General features: G+C 65.3%; 13 protein-coding genes. 4 read left to right on the plus strand and 9 right to left on the minus strand.

Going from position 1 to position 15724, the window contains the following annotated elements; genetic code table 11:
• The coding region (locus tag CEY05_RS30030) for a helicase HerA-like domain-containing protein (protein WP_143220714.1) at window positions 1–278 on the plus strand (278 nt) is incomplete at its 5' end.
• A gap of 240 nt (window positions 279–518) precedes the next feature.
• Here the strand turns inward: CEY05_RS30030 and CEY05_RS30035 are convergent.
• The 8 genes from CEY05_RS30035 to CEY05_RS30070 form a co-directional block, all read right to left on the minus strand.
• Window positions 519–1883, minus strand: coding sequence for an aspartate aminotransferase family protein (locus tag CEY05_RS30035; RefSeq protein WP_088601197.1), 1365 nt, complete (start codon window positions 1881–1883; stop codon window positions 519–521).
• A gap of 100 nt (window positions 1884–1983) precedes the next feature.
• Window positions 1984–2910: a DMT family transporter gene (locus CEY05_RS30040; protein ID WP_088601196.1), complete on the minus strand. Its 927-nt coding sequence runs from the start codon at window positions 2908–2910 to the stop codon at window positions 1984–1986.
• 38 nt (window positions 2911–2948) lie between these two features.
• The gene (locus CEY05_RS30045) at window positions 2949–4046 is read right to left on the minus strand and encodes a histone deacetylase family protein (RefSeq protein WP_088601195.1); all 1098 of its coding nucleotides are present in this window, start codon (window positions 4044–4046) and stop codon (window positions 2949–2951) included.
• 50 nt (window positions 4047–4096) lie between these two features.
• The gene (locus CEY05_RS30050) at window positions 4097–4438 is read right to left on the minus strand and encodes a cupin domain-containing protein (RefSeq protein ID WP_088601194.1); all 342 of its coding nucleotides are present in this window, start codon (window positions 4436–4438) and stop codon (window positions 4097–4099) included.
• A gap of 84 nt (window positions 4439–4522) precedes the next feature.
• On the minus strand, window positions 4523–6235 hold the full coding sequence (locus CEY05_RS30055) for an ABC transporter ATP-binding protein (RefSeq protein ID WP_088601193.1): 1713 nt from the start codon (window positions 6233–6235) through the stop codon (window positions 4523–4525).
• Between the two features lie 18 nt (window positions 6236–6253).
• Entirely contained in the window at window positions 6254–7093 is an 840-nt protein-coding gene (locus tag CEY05_RS30060; RefSeq protein WP_088601192.1) for an ABC transporter permease, read from the minus strand.
• Window positions 7090–8094, minus strand: a complete 1005-nt coding sequence (locus CEY05_RS30065) for an ABC transporter permease (protein ID WP_088601191.1) — start codon at window positions 8092–8094, stop codon at window positions 7090–7092. The genes CEY05_RS30060 and CEY05_RS30065 overlap by 4 nt, the downstream gene beginning before the upstream one ends.
• 129 nt (window positions 8095–8223) lie before the next feature.
• Window positions 8224–9795 (minus strand): ABC transporter substrate-binding protein, encoded by a 1572-nt coding sequence (locus tag CEY05_RS30070; RefSeq protein ID WP_088601216.1) that lies wholly within the window; start codon window positions 9793–9795, stop codon window positions 8224–8226.
• A 151-nt stretch (window positions 9796–9946) separates the two neighbouring features.
• Between CEY05_RS30070 and CEY05_RS30075 the strand changes: the two genes are divergently transcribed.
• From CEY05_RS30075 to CEY05_RS30085, 3 genes are all read left to right on the plus strand, one after another.
• On the plus strand, window positions 9947–11512 hold the full coding sequence (locus CEY05_RS30075; protein ID WP_088601190.1) for a PLP-dependent aminotransferase family protein: 1566 nt from the start codon (window positions 9947–9949) through the stop codon (window positions 11510–11512).
• Between the two features lie 45 nt (window positions 11513–11557).
• The gene (locus CEY05_RS30080; RefSeq protein ID WP_088601189.1) at window positions 11558–12625 is read left to right on the plus strand and encodes a tartrate dehydrogenase; all 1068 of its coding nucleotides are present in this window, start codon (window positions 11558–11560) and stop codon (window positions 12623–12625) included.
• Between the two features lie 350 nt (window positions 12626–12975).
• Complete coding sequence (locus tag CEY05_RS30085; RefSeq protein ID WP_233161780.1) at window positions 12976–13998, plus strand: hypothetical protein; 1023 nt, start codon at window positions 12976–12978, stop codon at window positions 13996–13998.
• 69 nt (window positions 13999–14067) lie between these two features.
• Here the strand turns inward: CEY05_RS30085 and CEY05_RS30090 are convergent, their stop codons facing one another.
• Complete coding sequence (locus tag CEY05_RS30090) at window positions 14068–15678, minus strand: DHA2 family efflux MFS transporter permease subunit (RefSeq protein WP_088601187.1); 1611 nt, start codon at window positions 15676–15678, stop codon at window positions 14068–14070.
• Window positions 15679–15724 lie beyond the last annotated feature (46 nt).

The raw sequence follows: 15724 nt of genomic DNA on the forward strand, positions 1-15724 counted from the left end.
CCGCGCCCGCGCCGTCGGCCGGGCAGGCGCCGGCGGCGCCCGTCGGCACCGCGCCGGCTGGCGCGCGGCCTGGGCAAGGCGGGCCGGCGCAGGCCGGGCAGGACGAGAGCGGCGGTTTCATGAAGGAAGTCAGCGATGTCCTGTTCGGTTCCACCGGCCCGCGCGGCGGCAAGCGCGACGGCGTGGTCCAGAGCATGGCCAAGACCGCCCTGCGCCAGGCTGCCCGCGAACTCGTCCGCGGTGTCCTGGGTTCTTTGACAGGCTCCCGCCGCCGCTGACGCGCAGTGGCTTGTTAAATCAACATGCTTGAAAGGGTCGCCCCATTTAAAAATGGGGTGACCCTTTTACCCCCCGTTGCTGTCGCCCAGGATTGTCCCCGGGCGGGTCAACTGCCCGCGAGGCGCGTCACCGGTTACCGCGCTCCGGCGCGTAATGGCTTGTTGAGCCGGCATACAGAAAGGCCGCCCCATTTTTATATGGGGCGGCCTTTTTCTCTCCCTGCCGTGGCAGGCGGGTTGTCAGCTGGCTACGAAGCGCGTGACGTCGTCCAGCGTGCGCTTGAAGCGCGTCACCATCTCCGTCACTTCGGCGGGCGTGATGATCAGCGGCGGGCAGAAGGCCACGGTGTCCTGGATGCCGCGGATGATCAAGCCATGCTCGTGCGCCTTTTCATACGCATAGGCGCCGGCCTTGCCCAAGGGGTCGAAAGGCCGCTTGGTCGCCTTGTCCGCCACCAGTTCGACGCCGGCGATCAAGCCCACCCCGCGCACTTCACCGACCAGCGGATGGTCGGCCAGGGCCCGCAGCTGTTCATGCAGCAGCGCGCCGCACTCGGCGGCATTGTCGATCAGCTTGCGCTCGTCGATGATCTTCAGGTTCTCCAGCGCCACGGCGGTGGCCACGGGGTGGCCGCTGGCGGTGTAGCCGTGCCCCAGGGTCCCCACCTTGCCGCTGTTCTCGGCGATGACTTCATTGACCTTGGCCGACAGCAGCACGGCAGCCAGCGGCTGGTAGGACGAAGTGATCTGCTTGGAGAACACCATGATGTCGGGTTCGATGCCATAGACATCGCTGCCGAAGCGTTGGCCCAGGCGGCCGAAGCCGGTAATCACTTCGTCGGCGATCACCAGGATGTCGTGCTTGCGGCACACGGCCTGGATCTTCTGCCAATACGTGCGCGGCGGGGCGATGACGCCGCCGGCGCCCATCAGGGGCTCGCCGATGAAGGCAGCCACGGTTTCCGGGCCTTCCTGCTGGATCAGCGCCTCCAGCTCATTGGCCAGGCGCGTGGCGAAGTCCTCTTCCGATTCGCCGGGGTTGGCGTAGCGGTAGTGGTGGGGACATGCAGTGTGCTTGATCTGCGGCAGGGGCAGGTCGAAATCGCGGTGGTTGCCCACCAGGCCGGTCAGGCTGGCCGAAGCCACCGTCACGCCGTGATAGGACCGCTGGCGCGCGATGATCTTCTTTTTCAGCGGCCGGCCCAGGGCATTGTTGTAGTACCAGACGAACTTGATGACGGTGTCGTTGGCTTCCGAACCGGAGTTCGTGAAGAAGGCCGTCGCCATGCGGCCTTCCGTGTAATCGACCAGCTTCTGCGCCAGCTCGATGGCCGGCACGTGCGACTTGGACGTGAACGTATGGTAGTAGGGCAGCTTGCTCATCTGGCGGGTGGCGGCGTCCACCAGGCGCTGCTCGCCGAAGCCGACGGCGACGCTCCACAGGCCGGCCATGCCTTCGATGTACTGCTTGCCTTGATCGTCGTAGACGTAGATGCCTTCACCGCGGTCGATCACGCGCGGGCCGGTGCTACGGAGCTTGATGACATTGGTATAGGGGTGCAGATGAGTGCGGACGTCGGTGCTGTGGGTGTCGTTGGAAGACATGATGGATTTCCTGCGTTGGTGGCCGCCCGGCTATACGGGGAAAACGCGTCTGGAAGTGGCGCGGCCAATACCTGGATGATATATGGGAGCGGAGTTTGCGTCAGCGGCGTCGGCTCAAGGCCAGGAACAATCCTGCGCCGCAAATCAGGACAATGCCGCCCGCGGCGATGGCGTCGGGTGGGCGGTCGAACAGGAAGGTGCTGTAGGCCACCGCCATCGGCAGCTGCAGGTAGTTCAGCGGCGCCAGCGTGGAAGCCGCCACCCGCTGGAAGGCGCCGATCAACAATACCTGGGCGATGCCGCTGCACATGCCCAACGCCAGCAAGGCCAGCAGTTCGCCGGCGCCGGGCGTGACCGCCGGCGGGAAGAAGGGCGCCGGCAGCGCCGCGCCAATCCAGCAGATTGCCGTGGCGTAGCCGAACTGCGTATGGCCGGGTGTCTGGCCAGCCAGCCGGCGTGTCACCAGCTGGAACAGGGCGTAGCTGACGGCGGCCACCACCATCAGGGCCGTGCCTATCCAGGGCAGGTCGCCGCCGGGCCGCACGATCAACAGCATGCCGCCGAAACCCACCGCTACCGCCAGCCATTGCATGAGGCGCACGTGCTCCTGCACCAGCCATGGTGACAGGGCCACCATGATCAGCGGCGCGGTGAAGTAGATCGCCGTCGCTTCGGACAGGGGCATCCAGATCAGGGCGGTCATATAGCAAGTGCCCACCGTGCAAAGCAACAGCCCGCGAGCCACGAGCAGGGGGGTGGGACGACGCGCCGCCCGTTCGGGCGCGGCGGCCGCGGCCCGCGCCCGGCCTCGCCACACGCGCAACAGCCACACGATCCCCACCAGCGCCACTGCCGTGTAACGCATCAGGTTGAGAAACGTGGGCGGATAGCGCGTGATCATGTACTTCGAGCCCGCATCGAAGGTGGCGAACGCCACCAGGGCACCGAGGAACATCAGGCAACCGGTGCGCTGCGCGGACGCCGGCGTAAGCAGGGCGAACGGTTTGCCGCGGGCAATGATGCTCATGGAAGGGTGCTCATGGTGTGATCTTCATACGGCGATGCTCACAGCACCGCGGCCTGCCCGGCACGTTGCGCCTGGCCGTCCGGCGCCAGGCCCTGCAAGAACGCATCCAGGGCCGCGCCGATGGCTTCCACCATGTAGCCGCCTTCCTGCACCACCACCGTGGGCAGGCCCAGCCCGGCGATGCGTTCGCCCAGCTGGCGATACGCATCGATGTCCACCTTCAACACGCTGATGGGATCGTCCTTGTACGTATCGAAGCCAAGCGGCAGCACCAGCGCCTGCGGCCGGTAGTCGCGCAAGGCGGTCAGCGCCTCGTCCAGCGCGGCCAGGAAGGTCGCGCCGTCCGCGCCGTGCGGCAGGGGATAGTTCAGGTTGTAGCCATGGCCGCTGCCATAACCCCGTTCGTGCGCGTAGCCAGTGTAGAAGGGGTAGTAATGCGTGGGATCGGCATGCAGCGACAGCGTCATCACGTCGGCGCGGCGGTAGAAGATGTTCTGCGTGCCGTCGCCGTGGTGGGCGTCCACGTCCAGCACGGCCACTTTGTCGTAGCTCTGGCGCAAACGCTGCGCCGCTGCCGCGCTGCTGTTCAGATAGCAGAAACCACCCGCGCGGTCCGCATGCGCGTGGTGGCCGGACGGGCGGCACAGCGCATAGGCGCTGCCCTGCGTGGCGCGCGCATGATCGGCGGCGGCCACCGCGCTATGCGTCGAGCGCAAGGCCGAACGCCAGGTGTGGGGGCCGATGGGGCTGGCCAGGTCACCCAGGTAATAACCGGTCTGCGCCACGATGGACGGCGACGGGCAGGGGCCGCGCGCGTCGTCCTCGACACGGCCGTTGTAGTAGGGCGAGAGATTGGGCAGCACCTCGATGCCGGGCTCGATGGCGCCCGGCTTCTTCAATTCCTGCCAGCGGTCCCAGGCGCTGGCCAGGTAGTCCAGGTAAGCGTCGCTGTGCACGCCGGCCAGGGGCGCGCGGCCGAAGTCCGGTGGCGATTCGACGGGGATGCCGCGCGCCTGCAGCTTGGCCAGCAGCGCCTCGGCCCGCGCCGGCAGGTCGGTGGGTTTGCTGATGCGGCCCAGCCGCATGAACTGCTGCGGGTCGTGCAGTATCTGTTCCGCGCAAAAAAAAGCCTTCATGACATTGCCTCGATCGCTGATTTACCTGGAAAGAAGTGCAGCGCGCGCGCTCAAGCGGCGTGCTGATCCGGCTGCGTGCAACACCCTGCGCTGTCCGCACCGTCCGCGCTTTTCAACTCGATCTCCACGAAAACGAATTCCTCCGTCCCAGGGTTGATCACATTGTGTTCCACCCCGACCGGCCGGTAGTAGGACTGGCCGGTGGTCAAGGCGCTGCGGACTTCGCCGCGCGGTGTCTCCAGCAGCAGTTCCCCCGTGGTCTGCGGCACCACCACGTAGTGCATGCCATGGCGATGCCACCCGGTTTCGCCGCCGGGCGGGAAGCGCCATTCGGTGACCTTGACCAGTTCGTTGTCGATCTGGACGGTGGGCGTGGCGGCGGGGCGTTGCATCGGATGTCTCCTGGGGTCTGCAGCGGCTGGTGTGCGTGGCTGCTCGTATGGGTTCCGGTAATTCGTCGGGTGCGCGGGGCGCTGCTACGTCGCCTCGCTGGTATCCACGCGCGTGCTGTCCCAGGCGCGGCCGGGCACCGCGCCGATCAGCCGCTGGGTATAGGCATGCTGGGGTGCATCGAAAATCTGCGCGGGGCTGCCGTACTCGACCACCTTGCCCTGGTGCATCACCAGCACGGCATTGCAGATCTGCGCCGCCACCCGCAGGTCATGGGTGATGAAGACCAGGCCGATGCGCAGCCGCTGCTGCAGATCGCGCAACAGTTCAAGCACCTGCGCCTGTACCGACACATCCAGCGCCGATACCGACTCGTCCGCCACCAGCACCTTGGGATCCAGCGCCAGGGCGCGTGCGATGCCGATGCGCTGGCGCTGGCCGCCGGAAAACTGGTTGGGATAGCGGTCGAAGGCCGATGCATCCAGGCGCACCAGTTCCAGCAATTCCCGCGCGCGCGCATGGGCCTGTTCGCGCGGCTTGCCGGCGGCCATGGGCCCGTCGCTGATGATGCGGCCCACGGTCTGGCGCGGGTTCAGCGACGCGAAGGGATCCTGGAAAATCATCTGGATATCCTTGCGCAGCGGGCGAAACGCACTTTCCGACAGCGGCGCGATGTCCTGGCCGTCGAACAGCATCTGCCCGCCATCGATGCCGACCAGCTTGAGCAGGCATTTGCCTATGGTCGACTTGCCCGATCCCGACTCGCCCACGATGCCCAGGGTCTCGCCACGGCGCACGCGGAAGCTGACGTCGTCAACCGCGCGCACCACGCGCTTCTTGCCCAGCCAGCCATGGCCGGTGACGTAGGTCTTGCACAGGTTCTTCACCTCCAGCACCACTTCTTCCTGTGGTGCATCCTCCCTGGCTTGCGCGCGCCGATGCGGCACCGCGGCGATCAGGCGGCGGGTGTAGGGATGTACCGGCCGGTTCAGTACCTGTTCGGCCGGTCCTTGTTCGACCACCAGGCCTTTTTCCATGACCACCACCCGGTGGGCGATCTCCGCCACCACGCCGAAGTCATGGGTGACGAACATCACGCCCATGCCTTTCTGCTGCTGGATGCGGGCAATCAGGGCCAGGATCTGCGCCTGCGTGGTGACGTCCAGCGCCGTGGTCGGCTCGTCGGCAATCAGCAGCGCCGGTTCCAGCGCCAGGGCCATGGCGATCATGACGCGCTGGCGCTGGCCGCCGGACAGACGGAAAGGATAGGTGTGGAACAAGGTGGCGGGGTCGGGCAGGCCGACGAAATCCAGCATCTCCAGCACGCGCCGTTCGCGCGCGGGGCCGGGATAGGCCTCGTGCACGCGCATCACTTCGGCGATCTGCTCGCCCACCGTCATCAAGGGATTCAGGGCCGACAGCGGCTCCTGGAAGATCATCGCCATGTCCTTGCCGCGCATGTCGCGCAAGGCGCTTTCAGGTTGCGTCAGCAGGTCCTGCCCGCGCAACAGGATCTGTCCGCCTTGCGGCCGCAGATAGGTAGGCAGCAGGCCCATGATGGCGTTGGCGCTCATCGACTTGCCCGAGCCCGATTCGCCCACGATGCAAAGGATTTCGCCGGCGCGGATGTCGTAGCTGACATCGCTCACCGCATAGGGCCGGTCGCCGCCGGCCGGCAGCGCGATGGTCAGGCCGCGCACGGACAGCAGCGGTGCGGCAGGGTCTTGCGGTGGCAGCGTGGCTCGTGCCGCTTGCACTGGCGGCGGCGTGGAGGACTGCTGGTTCAGGTGCGTGGTCATAAGTCTGGCTCCCGCCTCTCATTCGCCGCGGCGGCGCAGTTGCGGGTTCAAGGCGTCGTTCAAGCCTTCACCGATCAGGTTGATGGCCAGCACCGTCAGCAGAATGGCCAGGCCAGGCCACACGCTCATCCACCAGGCATCGCGGATCATGGTGCGCGCCGCGCCTATCATGAACCCCCAGCTCATGAGGTTGCGATCGCCCAGGCCCAGGAAGGACAGCGACGATTCCGTCAGGATGGCCGTGGCCACCATGAAGGAGGCCGACACGATGATGGGCGACATGGCGTTGGGCAGGATCTGCGTGGCGACGATGCGCGAGGGCTTCTGGCCGATGACGATGGCCGCCTGCACGAACTCGCGCTGCTTCAGCGTCATGAACTCCGACCGCACCAGACGCGCCGCCGGCGGCCACGACACCACGGAAATGGCGCCCATGATGGAGTAGATCGAGGGGCCCAGCACGGCCACGATCACCACGGCCATCGCCAGCTGCGGGATGGTCTGGAAGAACTCGGTGAAGCGCATCAGGAAGTCGTCGATGCGGCCGCCGCAGTAGCCGGCGGTGGCGCCCACCACCACGCCGAACAGCAAGGCCACACCGGTGGACAGCAGGCCTATCATCAGCGAAACCCGTGCGCCCCAGACCAGGCCGGCGGTGATGTCGCGGCCCAGCATGTCGGTGCCGAAAGGATAGGCCGCATCCGTGAAGGGCTTGATCAGCGGCGACGCCACCATCATCCAGGGCGAATCTTCATACAGATAGGGCGCGGCGATGGCGGCCACGATCACCACGACGATGATGGCCAGGCCGGCCACGGCGCCGTAGTTGCGGGCATAGCGTTTGAAAAAGGCCTTCATGCGCCCGCTCCTTGTCCGCCCGCGCCGATGCGGGGGTCGACCAGGCGATAGATGATGTCCGTGATCACGTTGAATACCACCACCAGCACGGAAGTCACCAGGAAGATGCCCAGCAGCAGCTGGTAATCGCGCTGCAGCAGGGCGTCGAACATCAGCCGGCCGATGCCGGGCCAGGCGAACACTGTTTCGGTGAGCACCGCGCCGCCGGCCATCTGCCCCAGCTGGATGCCGGCGAAAGTGATCACCGGCAGCAGGGCGTTGCGCAGCACATGCGCGCGAATGACGCGGCCCGGCGCCACGCCCTTGGCGCGCGCCGTCTTGACGAATTCCATGCCGATGACTTCCAGCATGGACGCGCGCGTCAGCCGTACATACACGGCCATGAAGAAGCATCCCAGCGTGATCACGGGCAAGACCAGGTGCTCGGCGATGTCGCTCACCCGCGCCCAGCCGGCCAGGTTGGCGCCCACCGTCTCCATGCCGAAAGCGGGCAGCCAGCCCAGCAGCACGGAAAACAGCAGGATGCCCATCAGCGACAGCCAGAACAGCGGCGTCGCATACAGCAGCAACGCGCCGCTGGTGACCACGCTGTCGAGCCAGCGGCCGCGATTGTCATAGCGGGCCCGTGCCGCCACCACGCCCAGCAGCACGCCAAGTACGATGGAAAACACGAAGGCGCAACTCATCAGCAGGAAAGTGGCCGGCAGGCGCTCGGCGATCAGGTCGATGACCGGCACATGGTTGCGATAGGAAAAGCCCAGGTCCAGCGTGGCCACGCCTTTCAGGTACAAGCCCAGCTGGGTCAGCACCGGCTTGTCCAGGCCGAAGGCCGTGCGCAATTGCTCGACGTAGGCGGCATCGCTGGCGCCCGCCTGGCCCGCCAGCACCGCGGCGGGATCGCCGGGCGCCATGCGGATGAGAAAGAAATTGATGATCACGACGCCGAGTACGACCACCAGGGCCTTGCCGACGCGCGCCAGCAAAAAAGACAAAAATTTCATGCGGACATCCTCATCCCTGTGCCGTGCCCTGTGCCTTGTTCCCTGTGCACGGATCCCCTGCCCACGGGCATGCCGCGGCGCGGCGGTGGCGGCGTCAGCCTTCACCGGCGCGGCTGCGGCGAGCCAGCCTCACTTGTCCATGTAGACGTCGTCGAAGCTTTCGTTCAGGCCGATGGCCGACTTCACCAGGTTGTGCACCTTGCTACGGTACAGCGTGGGATATTCGAGATCGATCAGGTAGCCGTTGGCAACGTCACCCACCAGCGTCGACTGGATCTTCGAATAGAGTTCCTGGCGCTTGGCCGTATCCACTTCGGACGCGGCCTGGTTCCACAGCTTGTCGAGGTCGGGGTTGTTATAGCCCTGCACATTGGCGAACGGCGAACCCTTGACGATGTTCGAGCCGATGTACAGGCGCTGCACGCCCAGGGCCGGATCGCCATACTGGTAGGTGAAGCTCAGCGTCACGTCGAAGTCCCAGTTGCCGGTGCGGCTGGCCCAGCCGCCGGCATCGGTCGATTCGGTATCGACCTTGAACCCCAACTGCTCCAGCGCCTGCTTGATGTACTCCCCCAGGCGGTCCCAGGTGGCGCCATAGGGGAAGGCCAGCTGGCGGATGGTGTAGTCGCCCGGCTTGATGCCCGATTCCTTGATCAGGTCGCGCGCCTTCTTCATGCTGAAGTCCAGCGCCGGCGTGTTCTTGTCGTAGAACATTTCGGTGCTGACGAAGGGACCGGTGGAGGGCTTGCCCAGGCCGAAGAAGATGTTATCGACGATGAGCTTGCGGTTCAGCGCGGCCATCACCGCCTGGCGCACCTTGACGTTGTCGAAGGGCGGCTTGCGCATGTTCATCAGCAGGTAGGCCTGCGGCGAGAACATTTCCCAGCCGGCGGTGGTGTACTGCACATTGGGCAGGGCGCGCAGGCGCTTGACGTCGACGTTGTCGACGTCGCCGCCACGCAGCACGTCGACCGAACCGCGCTCGAAAGCCACCGCGCGCGAGGCCGAGTCCGGGATGATGTTGAAGACCAGCTCATCCAGGTAGGGCTTGCCCGTTTTCCAGTAATTGGGATTGCGCACCAGCTTGATGTACTCGCCCCGCTTCCATTCCTTGAACATGAAGGGCCCCGTGCCGATCGGCTTCTGGTTGGCGGGGTTGGTCATGTAGTCGGTGCCGGCATAGATGTGCTTGGGCATGATGGGCGCGAAGCCCGGCTCGAATGCCAGCAGGAAGGCCGGGAAGGGCGCCTTCAGCTTGACCACCACGGTCAGGTCGTCGGTCTTGCTGACCGATGCCACGAACTGGTTCAGCAGCACGCGGGCGCGGGCGTGCGTCTTCGGCAGCATGTCGGCCAGGGAGAACACCACGTCGTCCGCGGTGAAGGGCTGGCCGTCCTGCCATTTCACGCCTTCCTGCAGGTGGAAGGTATAGGTCAGGCCATCCGCTGCCACTTCATAGGACTTCGCCAGGCTGGGCTGCGGTTTCAGGTCGGCCGAGTAGGTGAACAGGCTTTCGTAGATCTTGCCGGCCACGAACTGCGTCGGGCCTTGCTGATTGATGGCCGTGACGATGACCGGCGGCTCGGGCTGCACGATCATGTTCAGGGTGCCGCCGCGCGTCTGTGCCTGCGCGCTGAAGGGCAGCGCCGCTGCAACGGCCAGTGCGGCCAGACCCAGTTTGAAGCAATGGCTGTATTTCACCTTCAAGATATTCCCCTTGGATTCCCTGGCGCGGGCCTGCGTGGCAGGCGCATTGCGCATTTTCTGTGAACTGTCTTGAACTGCTGAGCGCAGCGTATCGAATATTTGGTACTCTCAACAGAGCCAAATTTCTCCATTTCCATGGTGCCACTTGCGCGACGCCAGCCTGTCCGAGGTTTTGCTGCAACGGCTCGATAGGGGGGCGAAGGATCCCCTATCGCGGCAGATCTATACCGTTCTGCGCACGTTGATACTGGACGGCGAAGTTGCCGCGGGCCTCAAGATGCCTGCCACGCGCACCTTGGCGCAGGACCTGGGGTTATCCCGCAATACCGTCATGCATGCGTACGAACAGCTGCTGGCGGAGGGGTATGTGGTGTCCGCTTTCGGCAGCGGCACCTTTGTCTCGGACACGGCGCCCCGCCAGGGGTTGGGCATGACCGGGCCGGGCTCGGAGGCGAAGGGGGCAAGCGCGGCGGCAGGGCACCCCGGCCAACGGGAATCGCATGCCGACGATCCCGGCTGGCATCAGGCGGCGTTGTCCTCGCGCGGCGCCCAACTGGTCGGCTTGGCTTCCGCATCGGACCAGCAACTGGGCGCCTTTGTCGCCGGTGTGCCGGACGTCACGCTGTTCCCCCACGCCATCTGGAACAAGCTGCTGAGCCGGCGCTGGCGCGAGCCGCCGCCGGAACTGCTCACCTACGCCTACGGCGCCGGCTACATGCCGCTGCGGCGGGTGCTGGCCGAGCATCTGCGCCTGTCGCGCGCGGTGCGCTGCGAGCCGGAGCAGGTGGTGCTGACCACCGGCATCCACCAGTCCATCAGCCTGGTGGCGCGCCTGCTGGGCGACACCGGGCACACGGCCTGGATGGAGAATCCGGGTTATTGGGGCGCGCGCTCCATGCTGCAGGCATGCGGCATCACCACGGTGCCGGTGCACGTCGACGAAGAGGGCATGGCGCCCACGCCGGACCAGATGGCGCAGCCGCCGCGCTTCATCTTCGTCACGCCGTCGCATCAGTACCCGCTGGGGCACATCATGAGCCTGTCGCGCCGGCGCATGCTGCTGGACTATGCCCACCAGCACGGCGCCTGGATCGTCGAGGACGACTACGACAGCGAATTCCGCTTCAGCGGCAAACCGCTGGCCTCGCTGCAAAGCATGGACCAGCACGACCGTGTCCTGTATCTGGGTACCTTCTCCAAGACCCTGTACCCCGGCATACGCCTGGGATATATGGTGCTGCCCAGGGCGTTGGCCGCCCCTTTCGGCATCGGCCTGTCCGAGCTGTATCGCGAAGGGCGCCTGATGGACCAGGCCGTGGTGGCGGACTTCATCGAGAAAGGCCATTACGCCACCCATCTGCGCCGCATGCGCCAGGTCTATGCGCGCCGCCAGGCATTGCTGCGCGACGCCATCACCGCCCAAATGGGCGCCGGCTGGCCGATCTCCACCCATGAAGCGGGCCTGCACCTGGTCATGCACCTGCCCGCCGGCACCGACGACCTGGGCATCGCCATCGCCGCGCGTACGCTGGGGCTGGCGGTAAGGCCGCTTTCGCGGTACTACGAGGGGACGGCGGGCGCGTCCGGACTGTTGCTGGGTTATGCCTGCTTACCTGATAATCTTATCGGCCCGTCATTCCAGCGCCTGATGCAGGTCATCACGCCCGCGCTGGAACATCGGCGACGGGCCGCCATGACGCGCCGCGCCTGAAGGCGCGCCGCCCCGATTGCGTATGTTGTACAAGGAGACAGTCCAGTGGCAAAGAAACACAAGATCGCCGTCATCGCGGGCGATGGCATCGGCAAGGAAGTGATGCCGGAAGGCCTCAGGGTGCTGGATGCGGCGGCGGCCCGTTTCGGCATCGATTTCCAGTTCGACCATTTCGACTGGAGCTGCGACTACTACGCCAAGCACGGCAAGATGATGCCGGATGACTGGCGCACGCAGATCGGCGGCCACGAGGCGATCTTCTTCGGCGCCATCGGCTGGCCCGACGCCGTGCCCGACCACGAGGCGCTGTGGGGTTCGCTCTTCCGCTTCCGCCGGGATTTCGACCAGTACATCAACCTGCGCCCCGTGCGCCTGATGCCGGGCGTGGAATCGCCGCTGGCCAATCGCAAGCCGGGCGACATCGATTTCTTCATCGTCCGCGAAAATACCGAGGGCGAGTATTCGAACAGCGGCGGCACGCTGTTCGCCGGCACCGAGCGCGAAGTCGTCATCCAGGAAAGCGTGTTCACCCGTATCGGCGCCGAACGCGTGCTGAAGTTCGCCTTCGAACTGGCGCGCAAGCGCGGCAAGCACCTGACCGCCGCCACCAAGTCCAACGGCATTTCCATTTCCATGCCCTGGTGGGATGCCCGCGTGGCCGAGATGGCCGAAAAGTATCCGGACGTGCGCTGGGACAAATTCCACATCGACATCCTGTGCGCGCACTTCGTGCAGCATCCGGACCGCTTCGACGTGGTGGTGGCGTCCAACCTGTTCGGCGATATCCTGTCCGACCTGGGGCCGGCCTGCACCGGTACCATAGGCATCGCGCCCTCGGCCAACCTGAATCCGGAGCGCAAGTTTCCCTCGCTGTTCGAGCCTGTGCACGGATCGGCGCCCGACATCTATGGCAAGGGCATCGCCAATCCCATCGGGCAGATCTGGAGCGGCGCGCTGATGCTCGACTTCCTCGGCTATCCGGAGGCGTCCCAGGCCGTGGTGCGCGCCGTCGAGGCGGTGCTGGAGCATGGTCCGCGCACGCCGGACATGAAAGGCGATGCGAAGACGGCGGATGTGGGCAAGGCGGTGGCCGAACGGCTAACCAAGGCCTAGGGCACGCCAGCCAGCCGCTGGGGATCGTCGTAGCGGACACGGGGAACCGGCCGGTTTCCCGTGTTACTGACGTTGCACCGCCCAGGAAACATTTGATGTAACAGTCCTATGCGGATGCGCATGGGCGACCATAAATTTACGAAAATCGCAAGGTATCTGAAGAGGATCTGAGGATTTTGCTTCTTAGATTCATCAAACTTTCAATTTTGAATGCGGTTGTAAGGTTATAGTTTCCGCTGCAGGGCCGGACCGGCGGGCGCGGGGGCGTCCAGTGACACTGGTGGAGCTGCATCCTTATCCGCACCACATGATCACAGAGTTAGAGTTTGGCATTGTTACCTTCTACAAGTTTGACTATCGACACTGCTGAGGGCCTCCCCGGTGCTGCTTCGCCTCGAACCTATGGTGATGGCGGCGGTGCCGTGCTGTTCAATGGCAAGGTAGGAAATTTGCGGCTGGACCGTTTCTGGCGCAAGTTCTACTCCGCGCTGCGCAGCCGCCGCATGCAGCACAACCGCCACCTGTGGCCTCACGTGTCGATCAAGCGGGATACGACCGGGGCCATCTCGGCATTCAAGGCCTTCGGCTATTCGGTACCCCTCACCCCCATCAGCCAGGCTTTTCCGGACCAGCTGAACCTGGTGCATCTGATCCTCAGTGGTCCTTCGATCGCCGAAATCCAGTACGACCGCCTGCCTATCGATGTGGCAATGGGCGTCAATGGCTCCATCGCGCTGCTGCGCAAGTTCGACATCCCGTTCAAGTACTACTGCGTCATCGACCAGAATTTCGTCCGCCGCCGTATCGACCTGATGCGTGATGTGGTCACGCGCGACCTGACCCTGTTCGTCACGCCGGACGTGCTGCGCTATCTGATGCAGGGGATTGCGCCGGCGACGTACAAGTGCCGTATCTGCGTCATCGAAGTGGTGTCCGAGCGGGCGTTCCAGGCGTCGTCCACGCCGCAAGACCTGCTGGCGCTGGCGCAGGCGCGGCCGGAAATGTCGGTGTTCGATGCGGAACGTGCCTTGGGCTTCAGCTTCAATGTGGCGCGCGGCGTGTTCGACGCGGACACCGTGGCGTATGCCGCGCTGCAGGTGATGGTGGCCGGCGGCGTGAAGAAGATGTACGTGCATGGGCTCGACCTGGGCTTTTCCAGTGGCCGCCGCTTCTATGACGAAGGCGCCCGCCCCGAGACCAGCCGCCTGGTGCGCAACTTCGAACGCATGATAGAGCCGTCCTTCGCCCACGCCGCGCATTTGCTGCAGGAACGTGGCGTCGAACTCTATAACCTGTCGCTGGACAGCGCGCTGTCCGACCGCATCATTCCCAAGATGAGCTGGCGCACCCTGCTGGAAACGGTAGAGGCATAGCGGCGCCTGCCGGCGATGCAAGGCATTCGGGCCGCAGATGCGGCCCGAATCACGTTGGCGGCTCGCCCCCTAGTGCGCACCAGCCGCTGCTTCCGCCGCGTCGCCGCCGCCCTTGCCGGACCGGCGGGCCGGACGGGCAAACCATACCAGCACGATCAGCATCAGGAAGATCACCGCCGACGCATAGAACACGTCCAGTGCCGACATCGTGAACGCCTGGGCGTTGACCAGTCCATCCAGCGAGGTAAGCGACTGCTGCGGCGACATGCCCGCTGTCGACAGCGAATCGATGGCCCGGTCGAAGGCCTGCGCGCCCGCCGTGGCCGTTTCCGTCAGGTGCGCATGGTGCATGGTCGCCCGGTTTTCCCAGACCGTGGTGGCGATGGAGGTACCGAAGCCGCCCATTGTCAACCGGCAGAAGTTGGACAGGCCCGAGGCTGCGGGAATCCGCCAGGGTTCGATGCCGGACAGCGTAATCGACGTCAGCGGCACGAAGAAGGCCGCCATGGCCGCGCCCTGGATGATGGTCGGTATGACCAGGTTGCGCATGTCGGTCTGCGGCGTGAAGCCGGAACGCATGTAGCACACCAGCGCGAAGACGCAGAAGGCGAACGTGACGATATGGCGGGGGTCGCGCGTGGCCAGCAGCTTGCCGACCACCGGCGTCAGCAGGATTGCCAGGATGCCGACGGGCGCCGTGACGATACCGGCATCCGTCGCGGTGTAGTTCATATTGCTTTGCAGCCACAGCGGCAGCAGCACGACATTGCCGAAGAACACGCCGTAGGCGATCGCCAGGGTGATGGCACCGACGGTGAAATTGCGGATCTTGAACAGCCGAAGATCCACCACCGGGTGGGCATCGGTCAGTTCCCAGATCACGAAGAACACGAAAGCGATGAAGGCAATGACAGCCAGCGTCAGGATGGTGGAGCTTTGGAACCAGTCTAGCTCCTTGCCCTTGTCCAGCATCACCTGCAGCGAACCGACCCAGACCACCAGCAGCAGCAGGCCGACCTTGTCGATGGGAAGCTTGCGCGTGACCGATTCCCGCTTGCCGTAGATGCGCCAGCTGATCCATGCGGCCAGCAGGCCCACCGGAACGTTGATATAGAAGATCCAGGGCCAGGTGTAGTTGTCGGAGATCCAGCCGCCTAGCAAAGGCCCGGCCACCGGCGCCACCAGCGTGGTCATGCCCCAGACCGCCAATGCCATGCCGGCTTTCTCCTTGGGGAAGCTGGCCAGCATCAACGCTTGCGACAACGGAATCATGGGGCCGGCGACGGCGCCCTGCAGCACGCGGAAGCCGATCAGGGCTTCCAGGGTGGGCGCGAAGCCGCACAGCCATGAGGCCAGCACGAACAGCAGGGTGGACGCCAGGAACAGGCGTACCTGGCCGAAACGTTGCGTCAGCCAGCCCGTCAGCGGCACGGTGATGGCATTGGCCACCGCGAATGACGTGATGACCCAGGTGCCCTGGCTGGTGCTGACCCCCAGGTCGCCTGAAATGGTCGGGATCGACACGTTGGCGATGGAGGTGTCCAGCACGTTCATGAACACCGCGGTGGACAGCGCCACCGCGCCGATGATGCGTGTCGCCCCCTGCAGGGGAGCGTAAGCGCCGGGCGCCGGCGCTGGCGCGGCGGGTGCCGGGCCGGCAGTGGAGGTTAGCTCGCTCATGGCGTGTGCGTATCGGTTCGGGTCGGTTCGGTGTGGGGCGGGGCGC

The sequence above is a fragment of the Achromobacter sp. HZ34 genome (genome assembly GCF_002209485.1).
Lineage (GTDB): Bacteria > Pseudomonadota > Gammaproteobacteria > Burkholderiales > Burkholderiaceae_B > Bordetella_C.